At 71.3% G+C, this 20292-nt stretch carries 15 protein-coding genes; 6 read left to right on the top strand and 9 right to left on the bottom strand.

The window, feature by feature from the left end:
* Positions 1–5: 5 nt before the first annotated feature.
* Complete coding sequence (locus tag AB5J56_RS42260; protein ID WP_369241338.1) at positions 6–1793, top strand: serine hydrolase; 1788 nt, start codon at positions 6–8, stop codon at positions 1791–1793.
* 28 nt (positions 1794–1821) lie between these two features.
* Here the strand turns inward: AB5J56_RS42260 and AB5J56_RS42255 are convergent, their stop codons facing one another.
* The 5 genes from AB5J56_RS42255 to AB5J56_RS42235 all read right to left on the bottom strand — a co-directional run bounded on the left by AB5J56_RS42255 (position 1822) and on the right by AB5J56_RS42235 (position 7931).
* Positions 1822–2214, bottom strand: a complete 393-nt coding sequence (locus AB5J56_RS42255) for a hypothetical protein (protein WP_369241336.1) — start codon at positions 2212–2214, stop codon at positions 1822–1824.
* 24 nt (positions 2215–2238) lie between these two features.
* Positions 2239–3810, bottom strand: coding sequence for a phytoene desaturase family protein (locus tag AB5J56_RS42250; protein ID WP_369241334.1), 1572 nt, complete (start codon positions 3808–3810; stop codon positions 2239–2241).
* Positions 3811–3958: 148 nt separating this feature from the next.
* A complete protein-coding gene (locus AB5J56_RS42245) occupies positions 3959–6238 on the bottom strand; it encodes a tetratricopeptide repeat protein (RefSeq protein WP_369241332.1) in 2280 nt (759 codons plus the stop codon).
* A gap of 61 nt (positions 6239–6299) precedes the next feature.
* Positions 6300–7097 (bottom strand): oxygenase MpaB family protein, encoded by a 798-nt coding sequence (locus AB5J56_RS42240; RefSeq protein ID WP_369243111.1) that lies wholly within the window; start codon positions 7095–7097, stop codon positions 6300–6302.
* Positions 7098–7211: 114 nt separating this feature from the next.
* Entirely contained in the window at positions 7212–7931 is a 720-nt protein-coding gene (locus AB5J56_RS42235) for a DUF6338 family protein (protein ID WP_369241330.1), read from the bottom strand.
* Positions 7932–8030: 99 nt separating this feature from the next.
* Here AB5J56_RS42235 and AB5J56_RS42230 point away from each other — a divergent pair, with 99 nt between their 5' ends.
* The 3 genes from AB5J56_RS42230 to AB5J56_RS42220 all read left to right on the top strand — a co-directional run bounded on the left by AB5J56_RS42230 (position 8031) and on the right by AB5J56_RS42220 (position 12515).
* A complete protein-coding gene (locus tag AB5J56_RS42230; protein ID WP_369241328.1) occupies positions 8031–8186 on the top strand; it encodes a hypothetical protein in 156 nt (51 codons plus the stop codon).
* 72 nt (positions 8187–8258) lie between these two features.
* Positions 8259–11321 carry a CHAT domain-containing protein gene (locus AB5J56_RS42225; protein ID WP_369241326.1) on the top strand — a complete coding sequence of 1021 codons (3063 nt, stop codon included), beginning with the start codon at positions 8259–8261 and terminating at the stop codon, positions 11319–11321.
* 36 nt (positions 11322–11357) lie between these two features.
* Positions 11358–12515, top strand: a complete 1158-nt coding sequence (locus AB5J56_RS42220; RefSeq protein ID WP_369241324.1) for a KamA family radical SAM protein — start codon at positions 11358–11360, stop codon at positions 12513–12515.
* Between the two features lie 385 nt (positions 12516–12900).
* Here AB5J56_RS42220 and AB5J56_RS42215 read toward each other — a convergent pair whose 3' ends face one another.
* Positions 12901–13503, bottom strand: coding sequence for a TetR/AcrR family transcriptional regulator (locus AB5J56_RS42215; protein WP_369241322.1), 603 nt, complete (start codon positions 13501–13503; stop codon positions 12901–12903).
* Between the two features lie 143 nt (positions 13504–13646).
* Here AB5J56_RS42215 and AB5J56_RS42210 point away from each other — a divergent pair, with 143 nt between their 5' ends.
* Both AB5J56_RS42210 and AB5J56_RS42205 read left to right on the top strand, forming a co-directional pair.
* Entirely contained in the window at positions 13647–14441 is a 795-nt protein-coding gene (locus AB5J56_RS42210; RefSeq protein ID WP_369241319.1) for an alpha/beta fold hydrolase, read from the top strand.
* 92 nt (positions 14442–14533) lie between these two features.
* Positions 14534–14905, top strand: coding sequence for an antibiotic biosynthesis monooxygenase (locus tag AB5J56_RS42205; RefSeq protein WP_369241317.1), 372 nt, complete (start codon positions 14534–14536; stop codon positions 14903–14905).
* A gap of 128 nt (positions 14906–15033) precedes the next feature.
* Here AB5J56_RS42205 and AB5J56_RS42200 read toward each other — a convergent pair whose 3' ends face one another.
* The 3 genes from AB5J56_RS42200 to AB5J56_RS42190 are packed head-to-tail and all read right to left on the bottom strand — an operon-like array spanning position 15034 to position 20292.
* Positions 15034–16692 carry a (2,3-dihydroxybenzoyl)adenylate synthase gene (locus AB5J56_RS42200; protein ID WP_369241313.1) on the bottom strand — a complete coding sequence of 553 codons (1659 nt, stop codon included), beginning with the start codon at positions 16690–16692 and terminating at the stop codon, positions 15034–15036.
* The gene (locus tag AB5J56_RS42195; RefSeq protein ID WP_369241311.1) at positions 16685–18742 is read right to left on the bottom strand and encodes an acetate--CoA ligase family protein; all 2058 of its coding nucleotides are present in this window, start codon (positions 18740–18742) and stop codon (positions 16685–16687) included. Before AB5J56_RS42195 ends, AB5J56_RS42200 begins: the two co-directional genes overlap by 8 nt.
* Positions 18739–20292 carry an FAD-dependent monooxygenase gene (locus AB5J56_RS42190; RefSeq protein WP_369241309.1) on the bottom strand — a complete coding sequence of 518 codons (1554 nt, stop codon included), beginning with the start codon at positions 20290–20292 and terminating at the stop codon, positions 18739–18741. Before AB5J56_RS42190 ends, AB5J56_RS42195 begins: the two co-directional genes overlap by 4 nt.

Raw genomic sequence — 20292 nt, 5'->3', positions numbered from 1 at the left:
TCTCGATGACCGAAGACGCAGGCGGCAGAGAGTCGGGCGGTCCGACCCGCCGCCAACTGGTCCGCCGCACGGCAGCGTTGGGCGGCGCCCTGGCCATCCTCCCCTTCCCCGCCGGACCGGCTCACGCCACGGAGAAGACCGCCGGGCACCCGACCCTCCACCACGGATCGGCCGAACGCGCCGGACTGCTGGAAGCCCATCTGCGCCAACTCGTCACGGACGCCGAGGCGTTCCTCGGCCCCTCCCCCAAACACCCCTGGTACGCGGGCGCCGTGCTGCTGGCCGGGCGGGGCGGCACCGTGGCCCTGCACCAGCCGATCGGCATGGCCGTGCGCTATGCGGCGTACGACGAGAAGACCGACACCGGCCTCGAGTTCCCGGCCGACCGGCAGATCCCCATGGCCGAGAACACGGTCTTCGACCTCGCGTCCGTCTCCAAGCTCTTCACCTCGATCCTGGCCGTGCAGCAGATGGAGCGCGGCGCGCTGGAGCTGGAGGCCAAGGTCGCCTCGTACCTCCCGGAGTTCGCGGGCGCGGGCAAGCAGGACATCACCATCCGCCAACTCCTCACACACACCTCGGGCTTCCGCGCGTGGATCCCCCTGTACAACGCGCCGACCCGCGAGGGAAAACTCCAACTCATCTGGGACGAGGCACCGCTCAACCCGCCGGGCACCAAGTACCTCTACTCCGACCTGAACCTGATCTCTCTGCAACTGGTCCTGGAGAAGATCACCGGCCGCACTCTCGACACGCTCCTGCACGACGAGATCACCGCCCCGCTCGGCATGCACCACACCAGCTACAACCCGCCCGCCACCTGGAGACCGCAGATCGCCGCCACCGAGGACGCCCGCAAGCCCTGGTCAGGGCTCGACCGCGGCCTGGTGTGGGGTGAGGTACACGACGAGAACGCCTTCAGCCTCGGCGGTGTCGCGGGCCACGCGGGCGTCTTCTCCAACGCCTGGGACCTCGCGATCCTCGGCCGGACGCTCCTCAACGGCGGCGTGTACGGCACAGCGCGCATCCTGAAGCCCGAGACGGTGAACCTGATGTTCACCGACTTCAACACCGCCTTCCCGGGCGACGAGCACGGCCTCGGCTTCGAGCTCTACCAGCACTGGTACATGGGCGCGATGGCCACCCCACGCACTGCCGGACACACCGGATTCACCGGAACCTCGCTCGTCCTCGACCCGACGACCGACTCGTTCCTGATCGTCCTCGGCAACTCCGTCCACCCGGTGCGCAATTGGCGATCCGGCTCCGCTCCCCGAGTCGCCACCGCGAACGACCTCGCCCGGGCCGTCGCGGTGCGCCCCGCCAAGGGACGCGCCGCCTGGTTCTCCGGCATGGCGAACGCCACCACCGCGACCCTCACCCTGCCCGCGCTCGACACCACGGCCGGCTCCGCACTCCTGCGCTGCGCCCTGTGGTGGGACACCGAACCCCAGTCGGACGCCCTCTTCCTGGAGTCCTCCACCGACGACGGCGCGACCTGGCAGCCGCTCCCGTTCACCACCCGGCACCACGGCGAAGACCCCGCCGAGCATCCCACCGGCTCGGTCACCGGCTGGTCGGGCCGCGTCTGGCACCGGCTCGGCGCGGCCCTGCCCGAGGCCCGGCGCCTCACCCTGCGCTGGCGGTACACGACCGACCGGCTGTACGTCGGCCGGGGAGCGTACGTCGACGGGCTGCGGGTCGAAGCGGGCGGCGACGTGGCCTTCGACGAGGCCCGGCCGGCGGACGCGGCACGCATCGAGGCCGTGGGCTGGACCGCGTCGGCCGACTGACCGCCCCACCGCACCCACCCAGAGGGTGTCAGCGCGGGAAACCCGTCCCGCGCTGCTCGATGGCGTTCAGTGCGAACGTCTCCAGTTCGTCCGCCGCCGCGGTCAGGTCGATCTCGGGGTGGTCGAGCCAGTGCGCGACCACCGCGTCGATCGCGCCGCCGAGCGCCAAGGACATGACGCGTGCGTCGAACTCCCGGAACACGCCTGCCTGTTGGCCCACCGAGAAGAGGGTCGCCAGGTCCTCCCAGTCGAGATCCGTCTCCTCGGCGAGGCGTACACGGTGGGCCTGCTGGAAGGTCAGCATGGCCCTGATGTACTCGGCGACGGCCGAGGGGAAGTCGGGTGCCCGCAGGACACGCTCGGTGACGTACTCCCTGAGCCGCTCGGCCTGTCCCGTACCGTCCCCGCCTCCGTATGTCATAGCGGTGCAGCCTATGGCGTACGACTACATCAGGCCACGGGCTTCGAGATCTTCGAGCACCGCCATCGCCGCGTTGTGCCCCGGCACCCCGCTCACCCCGCCGCCGCGCACCGCGCCCGCGCCGCACAGCAGCACGTTGGCGTGCCCGGTCTCCACGCCCCAGCGGCCGGTTTCCTCCTGGACGTAGGGGAAGGCCAGGTCGCGGTGGAAGATGTTGCCGCCGGGCAGCCTGAGGTCGCGCTCCAGGTCGAGCGGGGTCTTCGCCTCGATGCAGGGGCGGCCGTCGGCGTCGGTGGCAAGGCAGTCGGCGAGCGGTTCGGCGAGGTGGGCGTCGAGTTGCGCCAGAGTCGACTTGAGGAGTTCGTCGCGCACGGTGTCGTTGTCGTGGGCGAAGAGCCTGGCGGGCGTGTGCAGGCCGAAGAGGGTGAGGGTCTGGTAGCCCTGCTCGACGAGGTCGGGGCCGAGGATGGTCGGGTCGGTGAGGGAGTGGCAGTAGATCTCCGAGGGCGGCGCGGCGGGCAGTTCACCGGACGCGGCCTGGGCGTATGCGGTCGCCAACTGCTCGTAGCCCTCGGCGATGTGGAAGGTGCCGGCGAACGCCTCGCGCGGGTCCACGGAGGTGTCGCGCAGCTTCGGAAGCCGGGTGAGCAGCATGTTCACCTTGAGCTGGGCGCCCTCGGCCGGGGCGGGCGGTGCGTCGCCGGTGAGGGCGGGGAGTTCCTGCGGCGAGGCGTTCACCAGGACGTGCCGGGCCGCGACGACGCCGTCACCGTCGGCGGTCCGGTAGGTGACCTCGGCGGCCTGTCCGTCCGTCTCGATCCGCACCGCCTCGTGCCCCGTGGCGACGACGGCGCCCGCGGCGCGCGCCGCCGTGGCGATCGCGTCGGTGAGGGCGCCCATGCCGCCGACGGGGACGTCCCAGGCGCCGGTGCCACCGCCGATGACGTGGTAGAGGAAGCAGCGGTTCTGCCGCAGCGAGGTGTCGTGGGCGTCGGCGAACGTGCCGATGAGCGCGTCGGTGAGGACGACACCGCGCACGAGGTCGTCGGTGAAGTACTCCTCGACGGCCGTGCCGATCGGCTCCTCGAACAGCAGCCGCCAGGCCTCCTCGTCGTCGACACGGGCGCGCAGCTCGTCGCGACTGGGGAGGGGTTCGGTGAGCGTGGGGAACACTCGCTGGGCGACGCGGCCCGTCATGCCGTAGAACCGCTGCCACGCCGCGTATTCGTCGTTCGAGCCGGTCAGCCGGGCGAACGCCTCGCGCGTGCGCCGCTCGCCGCCGCCGACCAGCAGTCCGGTGGGCCGTCCGTCCCGCTCGACGGGCGTGTACGAGGACACGGTGCGCCCACGGACGCGGAAGTCGAGCCCGAGGTCCCGCACGATCTTCCGGGGCAGCAGGCTGACCAGGTACGAGTAGCGCGACAGCCGTGCGTCGACGCCGGCGAACGGCCGGGTGGACACGGCGGCGCCCCCGGTGGTCCCGAGGCGCTCCAGGACCAGGACCGATTGCCCGGCCCGGGCCAGGTAGGCGGCGGCGACCAGGCCGTTGTGGCCACCGCCGACGATGACGGCGTCGTATCCCTCGTGTGCAGGCATGCCTCTTCGTAGCACGGGATGATCTACGGCGGCCAGAGGTGCGCGGCAGTCGGCCGTACGGGTGTCCGGGCACGGGTTCGGACTGTTCCGTCGGTCAGTGTCCATCGGAAGCTCGGCGTCCACCGGCAGCTCGGTGTCCCCACGACGCTCAATGTCCGCCGGACGCCCGCTGCTGCCGCAGTGCCGCCACCCTGCGGTACAGCTCCGCCGCCTCCGGGCCGCGGCCGAGCTGTTCCAGGCAGTGCGCCTCGTCGTTGCGGCTGGCGAGGGCGTCGGGGTGGTCGGCGCCGAGCACGCGTTCGCGGGCTGCGGCGACGCGGCGGTACTCGGCCAGGGCGTCGGCCCAGCGGCCGAGCCAGCCGAGGCCGACGGCGACCTCGCGACGGCTGACGAGGGTGTCCGGGTGGTCGGGGCCCAGGACGCGTTCGCGGATCGCGCACACGTCGCGGGACTCGGCGAGCGCCTCCTCCCAGCGGCCCATCCGGCCGAGGTTGACGCCGAGTCCGTGCCGGGCGCGCAGGGTCTCGGGGTGGGCGGGGCCGTGCACACGGGTGCGGTCGTCGATCAGGTCGCGGTAAAGCTCCAGGGCCTGCGCGCTGCGGCCGAGCCGGCCGAGGCTGATACCGACCTCGTAGCGGGCGGCCAGCGTGTCCGGATGGTCGGGGCCCAGGGCGCGGGCGCGTGCGTCGGCCACTTCCCGGTAGGTCTGGAGCGCCTCGGGCCAACGACCCAACTGGCCGAGTGCGTAGGCGACTTCGTACCGGGTGACGAGGGTGTCGGGGTGGGTCGCACCGAGCACCCGGGCGCGGGCCGACGCCACCCCGATCGCCATGCGGTACGAGTCCTCCAGGCGCCCGAGCCTGCTCAGGTTGAAGGCCAGATTGTGGCGGCAGCGCAGGGTGTCGGGGTGGTCGGGGCCCATGGCGCGCTCACGGGCGGCCAGTACGGACGTGTAGGCCTGGTGCGCCTCGAAGTGGCGGCCCAACTGGCCCAGCACGTACGCCATTTCCTGACGGGCGGCCAGCGTGTCGGGGTGGTCGGCGCCGAGCACCCGCTCCCTGGCCTGGGCGACGTGCGCGTACTCGCGCAGCGCCTCGGCGGGGCGTCCGGTGCGGCTGAGTGTGAAGCCGACCTCGTAGCGGCTGGCGAGGGTGTCCGGGTGGTCGGAGCCCAGGGCCTGTTCGCGCTCGGTGGCGACCGCGCGGTGCACCTCGCCAGCCTCCGTCCACCGGCCGAGCCGTCCCAGGCTGAGCCCGGCGTTGTGTCGCCCGGCGAGCGTGGTGATCAACTCCGGTGCGGGCGTGGGGCGTTCGCTGGGTGCGGGTTCGCGGGTGTCGGTGGTGACCGGCCGGGCGATCCACTCGCCGGTGAGCCCCGCCGCGCCGTCCGGTGGCGTGCTGCGCAAATCGGCGCCGGTCGCCTTGTGGCCGGTGGTCATTCCGCGGGTCCAGGAGGGCAACCGGGGTTCGCGCGAGGGCGGCTGCTGGGGGCGCGACCGGGTCGAGGGCACCGGGGGCCGGTGTTCCGTCCCGGGCCGGCGTACGGCGGGCGACACCACGGTCGGCACGTAGACCGGTGTCGTGCGGCCGGCGTCGATACGGCGGCCGAGTTCGCGAGCGTCCTGCGGCCGCTGTTCGGGCCGCTTGGCGAGCAGATCGAGGATGATCTTCTCCAAGTACTCGGGGAGTTCGGCCCGCCGGCCGCGCGGCGGCTCGGGAGCCGTGTCCCGGTGCCCGACCAGGACCGCCCACGCGTCGTCCAGGTCGAACGGCGGGGCCCCGGTGGAGATTTCGTACAGCACGCAGCCGAACGAGTAGAGGTCGCTGCGGTGGTCGACCTGGGAGCCGCTGATCTGTTCGGGCGACATGTAGTGCGGGGTGCCCATCGCGATGCCGGTGCCGGTGAGCCGGGAGGTGAAGCCGATGTCGTGGCCGAGGCGGGCGATGCCGAAGTCGCAGATCTTCACGGTGCCGTCGGTCAGGCGCATGATGTTCGCGGGCTTCAAGTCGCGGTGCACAATGCCCTGTTGGTGGGTGTAGGCGAGCGCGGCGGTCACCTGGTCGGCGATCTCGACGACGTCGGCGACGGGCAGCGGATGGTGCTTGTTGTCCTCCAGGAGCTGACTGAGGTTGCGCCCCTCCAGCAACTCCATGACGAGATACAGCACTCCGTCGGACTCGCCGAAGTCGTGCACCACGGTCACTCCGCGGTGCTGGAGCGCGGCGGCCACCCGGGCCTCGCGCCGAAACCTCTCCCGCAGGACACGCGTGAAGGACTGATCGTGATGCGGGCCCAGGGGCTTGAGGCATTTCACGGCGACCTGCCGGCCCAGGGATTCGTCGCGGGCGCGCCACACCTCGCCCATACCGCCGCGCCCGATCAGATCGAGCAGCCGGTACCGGCTCTGGATCAGCCTGGTCTCCGCCATCTCGCGCGATCGCCCCCGTCGCTGCTCGCCTCGCCCTCCCCGGCCTGTCCAGTATGGCGAGTCATCTCGGGACTTTGTACGGCGCCGGACGCGAGCCGGGGCCGAGCCGTGACATGGCGCGGATAATGTGTTTGGGCGGGAGTTGCCAGCGAAGACGTGCGGGAACCGAGCGCAGCAAGGTGCCCGTGAGACGCAGGCGCCGGGTCACCGTGGCGGGTGAGGGGGCCGCTCTGCCGTACAGCTCGTGGGCGTACGGCGGCAGAGCGGCGTACGCCAGGCCGGCCACGCGCCCCCAGAGCAGGGCTCGTGCCGGGACGAGCAGCGGGTGGGTGGGCGGACGGCGCAGGAAGTCGTCCACGTCCCGCGCCTCGGGGCCTGCGGCCAGCTCCGGCAGTACCTTCTCGAAGTACGCCGCCAACTCGGCCTGATTCGCGGGGACGTCGTCGGGGTCGAGGCCCACCAGCCGTGCGCTGACGCGGTGTTCACCGACGTAGCGGTCGGCCTGGGCGTCCGTGAGCCGGAACCCGGAGCGCCGCAGGACGTGCAGATAGGAGTCGATCTCCGCGCAGTGCACCCACAGCAGCAGCTCGGGTTCGTCGATCCGGTACCGCTCCCCCGTGTCCGGGTCCGTCGCCCGCAGCACGGTGTGGATCTTCCGCACCCGGGCGCCCGCCCGCTCGGCGGCCTCGGTGGTGCCGTACGTCGTCGTCCCCACGAAGTTCGCGGTCCGCATGAGCCGGCCCCACGCGTCGCGCCGGAAGTCGGAGTTCTGCATGACGCCCCGCACCGTGCGCGGGTGCAGCGCCTGGAGGTACAGCGCACGGACTCCGGCCACCCACATCATGGGGTCGCCGTGCATCTGCCAGGTCACCGAGGAGGGGCCGAAGCATCCCGGGTCCGCGGGCCAGGCGCGTTCCGTGTCCACATGCACAGTGTGGCCACGCCCGTACGTCTCATCAAGGCAGCCGTCGGGTCAGTCCGGCACCGGTACCGGATCGGGGACTGGAACCGGAACGGGAGTGGGTGTGGGAGTCGGTGTCCGCACGTAGCTCACCGTCAGCAGGGCGATGTCGCGGGCGCTGAGCACGACGAGGTTGACCTGCGGCAATGGTGCGGCGGCGGCGCTGCGCGCGGCCCGGTAGGTGATCTCTCCGCGCAGGGTGAGATCGCGGTCGCCGTGCTCGGCGGACACCCGGCTGTAGCTGTGCAGGATGCCGGCCACGTACGAGCCGTCATGCAGGATGCAGCCCACGTGAATGGTTGAGCCGGGGTGTTCATGGAAGGCGAGCCACCATGCGGACTGCTGGGTCTCGGCGATCCTCGCCGGTAGGCCGAAGCCGCCGATCCGGTGCAGCAGCGGCCGTGCCGCCCAGGCCTGCCCGAGGAGCGCGGCCGCCACGACGAAGGCGGTGGCCCACAGGACCGTACGCAGGAAGTGGTGTCCGAGGTAGTGGCCCGGGTCGTCGAGGAGGCGTGCGGGGTCGGGGGTCGCGTCGGGGAGGAAGTGCACAAGGAACGCGAAGGCCAGCAGCAGGATCCCGTCCACGACCACGCTGACGAAGACCACGGCGAGGGTTTCGGCGAAGGGCGTGCGCTCGCGCTCGGGGATGGCCCGCGCACGCCGGCGCTCGTACACGTAGCCCGGCATCAGCAATGCCACGAACAGTATGAATCCCGCCAGAGTACTGGGCATTGGGCAGTAGCCTCACTTCGTGTCCGGTGGGACAGTTACGGAGCAACCGGTCCTTCACACCGAGGCCATGATGGCCTCCACGGCCGCTCGGGGGAGCGTATGAGCGAGCAGGAGAACGCGGAGGTACCTGTCCTCCCGCTCCCTCCTGACGACGACGGGGAGTTCCGCGGCGGGCAGGTTCTCGCGGACGACTCCGCGCAGCCCGGCACCTCGCCCGCTCCGCCGCCACCACCGCCCCCGAGCGGGTCGGGCTGAGTGGCACGCAGGGGGATCCGGATGCCGCCGGCCGATCGCCTGGAGCGTCGTCTGCGAGGGGTGTTGAAACGGTTGGAACGTCACCGTGCGACCGGTGACGCCCGGCATGTCCTGGGCCGCGGGGCGCTTCGGGCGGCGCTGCGCCTGGCGCGGACGATCGCCCCGGATCCGCACGCCGAGCCGGTCGCCCTGCTCGCACTGGCCCAACTGCACTCTCTGCGAGCCGAGTTGGGCACGGGAGAGCAGGCCGTCCGTGACGCGATGACGGCGGTCCACCTGTTCGAGTTCATGGAGGGCGAGCCGCCCGATCCGGAGCACACGGTCGTCGTGGATATCAGTGGGCTCACGGACACCCCTGAGGTCGACGGGGAGTTCGAGGACGAGCTCACGGCGATCTGGGAACTGAGCGCCGAGACCGGCGATGTGGACATGCTGGAGCAGGTGGTCGCCAGGTTGCGGGAGGCGACGGTGAACGCCCCGACGGACGATCCTCGCAGCGTTGAGCGGATCGCCGTGCTCGGTGTGGCCCTCGGACGGCTCGGTGTGGTCACCCACGACGCAGCGCACGCCGACGAGGGCGTCGCCCTCCTGGAAGAGGCCAATCGCCTCGCTCCCGGAAACGCCGTCCACTTGAGCCGGCTCAGTATCACGCTCCAGCGGAACGTCGAGGTGACCGGCAGGTCGGAGCACCTCGAACGGGCCGTGGATCTCTCGGACACGGCCGTGCTGGCCACCGCGGACGACGCCCCTCTCCACCCCGTCCTGCTGGGCAATCTCTGCGCCGCCCTGTGGACCCGCGGCCGCTATGCCAACCATGCGCCGTCCCTGGAGCGGGCGATCGCCCTGCTGCCGCAGGTGCTCGACCACCCGCATCTCGACCCGTCGACCCGCGGCGGCCACCTCACCAACCTCGGCAACGCGCTGCGTGACCTCGGCCAACTCACCGGTGACACCGCCGCGCTCAGCGAGGCGATCGTCATCCATGAGCAGGCCCTGGCCGAATTGGACAACGCCCCAGGCCCGCAGGTGTCCCCGACCGGGCTGCGGATGAACTTCGCGGATACCCTCGCCACCTGGCACCGGTTCACGCACAACCCCGATGCCCTCACCGACAGCATCGCCCTGTTTCGTAGGTGTCTGGACGACCTGGGGCCTGATCATCCGATGCGGCCGATGGTGCTCTGCGATCTCGGCAACGCGCTGAACCAGGGTCCACCGGGTCGCCCGCGCGCCGACAGCGAAGCGGTCCGGGCCATGCGCGAGGCACTCGGTCTGCTCCGCCCGGGCCATCCGGTCTTCCCCCGCGTCCAGTCGAACCTGGTCGTGGCGCTGCTGCCGGAGGACCCGTCGGAGGGCAGCATCCCTCCGAACGTGCTCGACGAGGCCGTGAAGTTGGCCGAGTCGGCCGTACGCCTGACCGCGCCCGTCGATCCCGAGCTCGGGCATCGGCTCAACCACCTGGGCCGTGCCCACGAAGCGCGGTACCGCCAGGCGGGCGCGCCCGCCGATCTCGCCGCGGCGACAGCGGCGTTCCAGGCCTCGGCGCGTCATGAGAGCGCCCCCGCCTGGGTCCAATGGCGCTCGTACCAGGCCTGGGGCAACCTCGCGGCCGATGTGGCGGACTGGGCCGGTGCCTGGGAGGGGTTCGCGGGCCTCGCGGGCCTGATCCCGCTCTCGGTCGACGAGTTGACGGCCCGGCGCAACCGGGAGCTGCACCTCGTGCAGCTGGGCTCGGCGATCCGGGACGGGGCCGCGTGCGCGCTGCACCTGGGGCGGATCGACGACGCGGTGCGGCTGTTGGAGGAGGGGCGCGGGGTGCTGCTGCGGCACCTGGTCGAGCACCGGACGGCGCTGGACGACCTGCGTGCGCTGGCGCCGGACCTGGCCCCGGACTACCAGCGGCTGCGGGAGATCCTCCAGGGAGTCCCCGGGGCCGGCGGCCGCCTCGACGGCGCCCCGGGCCAGGCGCTGATGCGGCAGCGCGCCGCGCGCGTGCTGGCCGACCTGACCGACGAGATCAGACTGCGGCCGGGCCTGCACGACTTCCCCCGCCGCACTCCCCTGGACCCGGACACGGTGGCAGCCGACGGCCCGGTGGTCCTGCTGAACGTGAGCCGGTACCGCAGCGACGCGCTCGTGCTGACCGAGGCCGGGCCCGAGGTCATACCGCTGGCGTCGCTCACGCCCGACGCCGTGCGCGCCCAGGTCTCCGCCCTCTACGACGCACTGGCCGGCCGTGCGGCGGCTCGTGACGACGAGGAAGCGCGACGCGCGATCGAGTCGGAGGTGTCGGGGGTTCTCGGCCGGCTGTGGGACGACGTCGTGGGCCCGGTGCTCGGACGGCTCGCGCTGGACCATGCGGCCGTGCCCGGCGAGCGGCCGCCGGTGTGGTGGTGCCCGACGGGCGATCTCACCCTGCTTCCGCTGCATGCCGCCGAGCGCCCGCCCACAGCCAAGGGCGGGCCGCTGTGCGCGCTGGACTGTGTGGTGTCGTCCTACACGCCCACCTTGCACGCCCTGCTACGGCCCGACACGGCGCAGACGTCCGCGCATCCCGTCGGCGTCGCCATGCCGCACACCGAGGGGTACGCCGATCTGGAGTCCGCCGAGGCGGAGGTGCGCCGGATCGCCCGGCTCGGCGACGCCCGGCTGCTCGTCGGGGAGCGGGCGACCCGGGCGGCGGTGCTGGACGCGCTGGCGACGGCGACGCACGTCCACTTCGCCTGCCATGCCGTGTGCCATCCGCAGGACCCGTCCAGGAGCGGCCTGATCATGGCGGACGGCCCGCTCACTCTCGGGGAGCTGTCCGATCTCGCCCTGGGCCGGGGTGAGTTGGTCTATCTGTCCGCCTGCGAGACGGCACGCGGCGGCGAGGTGCTGACGGACGAGGTCCTGCATCTGTGCGCCACGCTCCGCCTCGCCGGGTTCGAGCATGCGGTCGGCACCCTGTGGACCATCGGCGACCGGATCGCCGCGTACACCACCGCCGAGTTCTATGCCGCGCTCGGCAAGGAGCGGGACGCCGGGCGGCCGGCGTCGCCCGCGGTGGTGCTCAACGAGGTCAGCAGCCGGCTGCGGGATGCCGCCCCCGACCGGCCGACCCGTTGGGCGACGCTCATCCATGTCGGCGGCTAGGCGACCGGCGTCACGGCGCCGCTTCCGGGGAGGGCCATGCACGAGGACGAGGGGCAGCCGGGGCGGCGCGGCTCGGTGATCCGCGACCCCGGGGAGATCGCCAGCCTGCCCCGTGCGGAACTGGCCGTCCTGCGACCGGTGTTGGAGGAGTTCGAGTTCCGGGTCTCCCGGTACTACGCCTCGCTCGTCCAGTGGGACGACCCCGCGGACCCGTTGCGCAGGCTGGTCCTGCCCCACCGCAGCGAGCTGGAGGACGACTTCCCCTACGACGCCAGCGACGAGGCCGCCAACACGCAGGTACGCGGCCTGCAGCACAAGTACCCGCGGACGGCACTGCTGCTCCTGACCGAGGTCTGCGCGTCGTACTGCCGTTTCTGCTTCCGCAAGCGCTTCACGCTGGCGACGGGCGACGAGCACCACATCGCTCCCGCCGACAGCCGGGAGACCCGGCTGGACGTGGCGGCGGGCCTCGACTACATCCGGCGCCACACGGAGATCGACAACGTCCTGCTCACCGGCGGAGATCCGCTCATGCTGTCGGCGCGCAGAATCGCCGACGTCCTGCGACAGATCTGCGAGGTGCCCCATGTCCGGACCATCCGGATCGGCACGAAAGTGCCCGCCTTCGATCCCGACCGCCTCACCGAAGAGCTGCTGTGCGCGTTCGACGACGTGCGGAGCACCGGTCGGCGGGTGGTGGTGGTCGCGCACTTCAACCACAGCAGAGAACTGACGGCGAAGGCTCTCGACAAGGTCGAACTCCTGCTGTCACGGGGCGTTTCCCTGGTCAACCAGACCCCCGTGCTGCGTGGCGTGAACGACGACGTCACGGAACTCGTGCGGCTCCTGGGCGGGTTGGCGGAGGCAGGCGTGATCCCCTACTACCTGTTCCAGTGCCGCCCCGTCCACGGCAACGAATCCTTCATGCTGCCGATCCAGGACACCCTGCACCTGATCGGCCAGGCCCGTGCCCAACTCAACGGTCTGGCCCGCCGGTTCCGGTACGTGGCGTCGCACGCCGCGGGCAAGATCGAGGTGCTCGGGCTGTACGAGGACCGGCTCGCGTTCCGCTTCCACGAGGCGCGCGACCCGGCGGACGAAGGACGCCTGTTCACCATGCCCGCCGACGCCCCGGTCCACTGGCCGGAGCCGCCCGCAGTCATGGGCGACGCCCGCTGTGACCAGGATCGATAGTTGAAAGAAGGCAACGGTCGTGACCTGCACTGATGTCAACTGGGTTGAACAGCTGCCGGTACGAAATCAGCGAGATGGTTAGCACTTTGGTACAGCACAGGTCACATCAAGACAGCTGGGCCGGTCGCACGCGTCGGCGATGTGGTCGGCGTAGGCCGTTACGCGGGGCTGTGCACGTAATGACCTCGCGTGACCTGGACCACTCAGCACATGAAGCCTCCATGAAGCCAATCGACTGGCTACACGAGCAGCTGGCCGGCGGCCATGCCGGGTGTGCGGCAGCGGGCGGCCAGGCTCACTCGGCAGGGGTGGCGGTGACGGGTTGACACGAGTCCGGTTCGTCGCCTGGACACGGTTGTTCCCCTCCGTCAGGAGCTTTCGGCGACTACTGCCGGGGGTCCTGCGGTGCGTCGGCAGGCTGCAGCGTGGTGATCCACTGGGCCACGACGGCGTCGATGAAGGCATCGGTGACCTGGCCGCGGTCGAGGAAGAGCCGGGCGAGGACGGGCCCGTACAGCAGGGTGAACTCGTCGTCGCTGATCTGGATGCCGGAAGGCTCCAGCAGCCTGTTGAAGCCGGCGTAGCGGTCTTCGCTGATGCGGACGAGGGCCCGGGCGCTGTCGGGGTCGTGGTCGGCCTGGGCGGTGACGGCCAGGGCCGCGGTGCGCACGGCCGGCACGCTGACGCCGGCGCGCAGGCTCTTCAGCCAGGCGGTGGCCACGGCGCCGACGTCGCTGCCCGGTTCGGGGTAGGTGCCGAGGTCGGGGCCTTCGAGAACGAGGTCGAAGAGCAGCGCGGCTCGGGTGGGCCAGTGGCGGTAGAGAGTCTGGCGGGTGACGTCTGACCGCTCGGCCAGCAGGGCGTAGGTCAGCCCGGCCGGTCCGACCTGGGGCAGCAGTTCCCGCGCGACGGCCAGCACGCGGTTGCGGGTGCGCTGCACGCGCGGGTTGCCCGGGGTCGGCTGTCGGCGGTGGAGAGGCTGCTTCATACCGCCACCCTACCGGCACATCATACGAAGTGTGTGATTGACGTCACACGCCCGAATCATACGCTCCGTGTGATAGACCTGGAGACGTAATCACACGCACTGGATGATTCTCGTGTGTCGGCGCATCCGAAAGGCAGACAGTCATGTCACTCCGCAACCTGACCGCACCCACGTTCGCCCGCACTCGCCTCGGCTCCGGCCCCGGCCTGCTCCTCGCCCACGGCGCCGGCAGCAGCCTGGCCGGTACCTACGGCCCCGTCCTGGAAGGACTCGCCGCCCGCAACACTGTCGTCGGCATCGACTACCCCGGCAGCGGCGACACCCCCCGCTCCACCACTCCGCTGTCCGTCGACGACCTCGCCGACCAGCTCATCGCCGCCGCCGACGCGGAGGACCTCGACCGCTTCGCCGTGTCCGGCTACTCCCTCGGCGGCCCGGTCGCCATCCGCGCCGCCACCCGCCACCCCGGGCGCGTCACCGCGCTCGTCCTGACCGCCTCTTTCCCGCACCGCGACAACCGGCTCGCTCTCGCCTCCTCGGTCTGGAGCAAGATCGCCGCGTCCGGCGACCGCGAACTGCTCGCCGAATTCCAGCTCATGATGGCCCTCGGCACCCAGGCGCTGGAGTCCATGCCCGCCGAGCAGCTGCGGCAGACCCTTGGCTACGTCGCCGCCGGCGCGGCCGACGGCAGCTCCGAGCAGACCGACCTCGTCGGCCAGGTCGATGTCCGGGACGACCTAGCCGGCATCACGGTCCCCACCCTGGTCGTCTCGACCACCGACGACCGGCTCACCTCCACCGCCCTGCACCGCCAACTCGCCGAGACCATCCCCGGCGCGCAGCTCGCGGAAATCGCCACCGGCCATCTGCCGATGCTGGAGCGGACCGCGGAGTGGCTGCAGCTCGTCACCGACTTCCTCGGCAAGCACCACGCCTGAACCCACCCACGGGCGGGGGCCACAGCGGCCTGGCCCCTCGCCCGGACCGCCCAATGATCACAACTCACCACACGCGAGTTCATGGAGGAAACATGCTGCAGTTCGGCCACCTCGACGAGTCCACCCACTTCCACGACCAGCAGAAGGAGGAGGCCGGCCCGGTCACCATCATCAACACCTTTGTCGCCCCGGACGGCAAGGAGAATGAGGTGGTGGCCGCCTGGACGGACGACGCGGAGTACATGAAGGAGTCGGGGAGCCTCCTCTCGGTGCAGCTGTACCGGGGCATCGGCGGCAGCCGGCTTTTCACCAACGTCGCAGTCTGGAAATCCACCGAGCACCTCCGTGCAGCGCTCGGCACACCGGAGTTCGCCTCGCACCTGAGGGGCTACCCTGCGGGCACCGTCGCCTACCCGCACCTGTACCAGAAGTTCGCTGTCGAGGGCATCTGCGAAGGGGAATGACGACGGCTGACCGACCGGCCGGTTGCTCGAGGTGCTCGGCGTCGTCCTGCCGCAGAAAAAACTCAGCGGCAGGACGTACCCGAGGACGCATATTGCCGGGTCGACGGTGATGGCGGCGGCAAGCGCCGTCACACCGCCTCGACCGAGTCTGCCTTGCCACGGACGACATCCCGCAGACGCTTCTTGTCGATCTTGCCGACCTTCGTCAGCGGCAACTCGTCCACGACCAGCAGGTCTTCGGGAAGCTTGTATCGCGCCACCTGCATCGCGGTGAGGGCTGCACGGACCGATTCGAGGCTCAAGTGGGTCCCCGGCTCGACGACCACTACCGCGCACACCCGCTCCCCCAGGTCGGGGTCGGCCTTCGCGACGGCCGCGACGCGGGCGACACCGGGCAGGCGGTAGATGAGGTTCTCGACCTCCTCGGCGGAGATCTTCTCGCCACCCCGGTTGATGAGGTCCTTGTCTCGTCCTTCGACGACGAGATTGCCCGACGGGTGCAGCCGGACGACGTCACCGGTGCGGTACCAGCCGTCGGGGGTGAACGCACGGGCGTTGTGCTCGGCGGCCCGGTAGTAGCCCCGTGGGGTGTACGGGCCGCGGGTGAGCAGGGCGCCCATCTCGCCGGGCGGGACCGGGTTGTCGGAGGCGTCGACGACGAGGATCTCGTCGTCCGGGCACATGGGGCGCCCCTGCGTCTCGATCTTGATGTCGTCGGGGTCGTCGGGGCGCGTGTAGTTCAGCAGTCCCTCTGCCATGCCGAACACCTGCTGGAGCGTGCCGCCGAGCACGGGTTCGGCGCGGATGGCGACCTCCGGCGCGAGGCGGGCGCCACCCACTTGCAACAGCCGTAGTGCGGGCGGGGCGGGGTGGCGGCCGGAGGCCACCGCGTCGATCCAGCGCTGGACGACGGCCGGCACGGCGGCGGTGGCCGTCACGCCCTCGGCGGCCATCAGCGGCAGCACCTTGCCGGGTTCCGGGGTGCGGGCCAGGACGACCCTGCCGCCGTTCATGAGAGTGCCCAGGATGCCGGGGCAGGCCAGGGGGAAGTTGTGTCCGGCGGGCAGTGCCACCAGGTAGACGGAGTCGGAGTCGAGGCCGCAGACCTCGGCGCTGCGCCGCGCGTTGTACTCGTAGTCGTCATGGGTGCGGGCGATGAGCTTCGGCAGTCCGGTCGTGCCGCCGGAGAGCAGGAAGACGGCGATGTCGCCGCTGTCCGGGGCGATCCGGTCGAGCCGCGCCCGTGCGGCGACCGGGTCGTCGGCCGGTTCGGCCAGGGCGCGCAGATCCGTGGCGTCGGTGCCGACCGTGCCACCCGTGACAAGCAACAGCCTTACGCTCGGGGTGGCTTCGGCGACCTCCCGCCCCAGGGCCTGGTGGTCGAAGTCGCCGAGTCGGTCCGGTACGGCGATCGACGTGACCTCGGCATGCGCGGCCAGGTAGCGCAGTTCGTGACCGCGGTGGGCGGGCATCGCCATCACGGGAGCGATTCCGGCCCGCAGACAGGCAAGGGTGAGTGTGACGAACTCCCAGCCGTTGGGCAGCTGGACGAGCATCGCGTCACCGGGGTTGAGACCACTGTCCAGCAGACGGCATGCCAATCCGTCCGCCCGGTCGGCGAGTTGACGGTAAGTCAGGCGTGTGTCGCCGTCCACGACGGCCACCGTGTCGTCGTAGGTCTCGGCCCAGTCGTGGAGGTATGAGCCGAGCGGCCTGCCACGCCAGTACCCGGCCTCGCGGTAGCGGTCGGCCGCCTCCTTGGGCCAGGGCACGAATCCCTCACGCATCGTCGGATCCTCCTTGAGCCCGGGGGTCACGCAGCAGCAGTACGGCGTCGAGCGCGACGACATCGCCGCCGGGCAGGACGCGCAAAGGGTTGATCTCGCACTCGGCCACGGCGTTGTCGGCGGCTAGGGAGGCGAGCGCGAGCAGCACGTGGGTGAGTCGCGCTCGGTCTACCGAGGTAGCACCGCGCGCGCCGAGGAACATCTGGCGGGTGGCGAGCTCGTCGAGCATCGCGTGGGCCTCGTTCGCGGACAGGGGCGCGAGGCGCAGGGTGACGTCACCGAGGATTTCGGCGGCCGTTCCGCCGGCGCCCAGAGCCACCACTGGGCCGAAGACCGGGTCGCGGCGCACGCCGACGATGAGTTCGGGTCCCGCGGGGGCCATCTGTTCGACCAGCAGTGCGGGGCTTGCGGGCATGCGGGCGAGTGCTTCGTCGAGCTCCTGGTGCGTGCGGATGCCGACCTGGACCCCGCCGACCTCCGTCTTGTGCAGGATCTCCGCGTCGAGGATCTTCACGACGACCGGTCCGCCGAGCTCATCGAGAGCCGCGTGTGCTGCGGCGGGGTCGGCGCACACGCGCCGTACGGGCGTACGGATGCCCAGGTCCGCAAGGACGCCCTTGGCGGTGTGCTCGTCGACCGGGCCCGGCGGGGGCAGGGTGGGTGCATCGGGGGCGGTGACGACGGCCGCCAGTCGCGTGCGGGCTGCCGCGTCCTCGACGAGCGCGCGGAGCATGACCGCTCCGGAGGCCGGCGTGGCCGCGCAGGGGATGCCGGCTTCGTCGAGTTCCCGGCGAGCCTGCCGCGCCTGCTCCACGGGTCCGCCGACGACGGCGACGACCGGGGTGGCCGTACGGGCGGCGGCCAGCGCGGCCGGGAGGTCCACGGCGGTGGGTTCCAGCAGCCCGTACACGGCGGTGACGTCGATGCCTGGGTCCTCCGAGACCCGCTCCACCACCTGCGTGAGCACGGGCGAAGGGCGGCCGGTGTCAACGGGGTTGTTCAGGTACGTGAGGGCCGGGAGCAACTCGCGCAGCTCCTTCACCGTCCGTTCGACCAGCGGCGGAACCTGGACGCCGTGGGAGCGCAGGTCGTCGGTGAGCAGCAGTCCGGGTCCGGCCTGTGCGGTGACCAGGCCGATGCCTGGGCGTGCGTTGGCGGGGAGCCGCATACGGCTGAGCGCGGTGACGGCGTCGACGAGGTCGCGTTCGTCGTCGACGAGGACCGCTCCGGCCTGGCGTAGGGCTGTCCTGGTCACGCGCCAGGAGGTGGCCAGGGCGCCGGTGTGGGAGCGGGCGAAGTCGCCGATGTCGCTGCGGCCCACGACCAGGGCCACCACGGGGACACGATCGGTCAGGCGTCGTACCGCCTCGGTGAGGCGGCGGCCTTCCGCGGCGGTCTCCACGTGCAGGGCGACTGCCCGTACGCCGTCGTCCTCGGCGAGGTGGTCGAGAACGTCGGCCTGGGTGACGTCCAGACTGTTGCCCAGCCCGACCCCGAGGCGCAGGCCGACACCGGCCTCGGCCAGGGCGAAGGCCAGCGCGTGGTTCACGCCGCCGCTCGCGGCCACGACCGCCACCGGGCCCGGTTCCAGCTCGGCGACGCCCGGTACGAAACTGGCGGTGAGGTGTCGGTGAGGGGCGAGGAAGCCCGAGGTGTTCGGTCCGAGGACACGGATGCCGGTGTCCCGCACCACCTCGGCCAACGCCTGCTGGTGCAGCGCACCATCACTCCCGGCTTCTGCGAACCCGCCGGCGCAGACGAGTGCGGCGCGTACCCCTGCGGCTGCCGCCTCGCGCAGGGCGTCGGCGGTCACGGCCGCCGGAATGCAGGAGACGATCAGATCCGGCGTGACGTCGTGGGCCGCTGCCGCCTCGCCGACGGTGGGGAAGAAGCCCCGGTCGGGGTCCGGGCGGCCGGAGTTGACCTTCAGCACCGGCCCCGGGAAGGAGTCCAAGGAGTCGGTCATCGCCGCGCCGAGCTTCCGCGGCGTGGCCGATGCGCCCAGCACGGCAATGGCTCGGGGTGCGAACAGTGCGTCCAGGGTGCTCACTTGGTGCCTCCGACGAGATCGGCCCGGCCGGAGAGCACGAGCGTGGTCGCGGTGTCGTCGTCGTACGCGCCGACGATCGCGGCGGGCAGGCTGTGCGCGAGCCGGCCCTCCTCCGCGACCAGCACGCGGGTCAGCGCCGTACCACCGCGTACGCCGATGAGCGGGGCGCCTGCCTCTGCCGTCTCACGCACCTGGTCAAACGCGAGCGGCAGCCCCTCCTCCGTGGCCGGAGCCTCGATCCACACGCCCGCCCCGAACGACTGACCGCTGAAGGGGACCATCGGGATGCCGGTGCCGTCGGTCCCGGTCAGGAGGTCGTCGCGGACCGTCACCCGGCGGGAGGGAAAGCGGTACGGCCCGGCATGGAAAGGGGTCTCCAGGGGCCCCGCCTCGTGGCGTCGCCGCCACCATCCGTCGACGCGGTCCACGTATGCCGCGTCGCGCACGGCGAGTTTGCCGCGCGGGATGCTGCGGGTGAGGAAGTGGAAGGCGAACTGCGTGGGATCGTCGAACGAGCGGACGTAGCGGCCGAAGTGTTCCCACCAGGACAGGCTGGGCCGCGCCGAGTTCTGGATCCTTTCGACCTTGGGGCGGCGGCGCTCCTCGTACAGGTCGAGCGCCTCCGACACACTGTGTGACTCCTCCCCCAGCGCCTCGGCCAGCGCGACCGCGTCCTCCATGGCCATCTTGGTGCCGGATCCGACAGAGAAGTGCGCGGTGTGCGCGGCGTCGCCCAGCAGTACCCACTTGCCCCGTCGCCACGAACTGGCCCTGCGTGTCGCGAAGTTGGCCCAGCGTGAGTTGTTGCCGACCAGTGGGTGGCCGTCGATCTGCTCGCGGAACAGGTCTTCCAGGTAGCTCTTGGTCTTCTCGTCGCTCGTGCCCGGCGGGGTCGAGGGATCGAAGGCGTCGAGACCGGCTCTGGCCCAGGAGTCCGCGTCGGTCTCGACGATGAACGTGCTCAGCGAGTCGCCGATCGGATAGGCGTGGGCGGCGAAGACACCGTGGGGGCCGTCCTGGTGGACGAAGGTGAGCCCGTCGAACATGTAGGTGGTGCCGAACCAGATGAACTTCGCGCTCGCCACCTCCGCGGTCGGTCCGAAGTCGTCGGCGAACACGGTGCGAAAGCGGCTGTTGGCGCCGTCGCACACCACGACCAGGTCGAAGTCGTCCAGCTCGGCGGGATCGCGGACCTCGTGCTGGAAGCGCATCTGAACGCCCTCGGCGCGGGCCCGTTCCTGCAGCAGGCTGAGCAGCGTCTTGCGTACGACAGCCGCCATGCCCATTCCTCCGACGCGCTCCCGGGCGCCGTGCACACGGACCTCGATGTCGTCCCAGTGCCGGCCGTGCTTGTCCAGCGCCTCGCTGAGGACGGGGTCGGCGGCGTCGATGGCGTCGAGGGTGGCGTCGGAGAAGACGACTCCGAAGCCGAACGTGTCGTCGGGGCCGTTGCGTTCGAAGACCACGACCTCGGCTCCGGGCAGGCTCCGCTTCAGCAGTGTGGCGAAGAACAGTCCTCCGGGTCCTGCGCCGATGCAGGCAACTTTCAT

The organism is Streptomyces sp. R21 (assembly GCF_041051975.1).
In the GTDB taxonomy this organism is placed as follows: domain Bacteria; phylum Actinomycetota; class Actinomycetes; order Streptomycetales; family Streptomycetaceae; genus Streptomyces.
The sequence above is the reverse complement of the archived record's forward strand: the minus strand, read 5'-3'. Positions and strand labels throughout refer to the sequence as shown.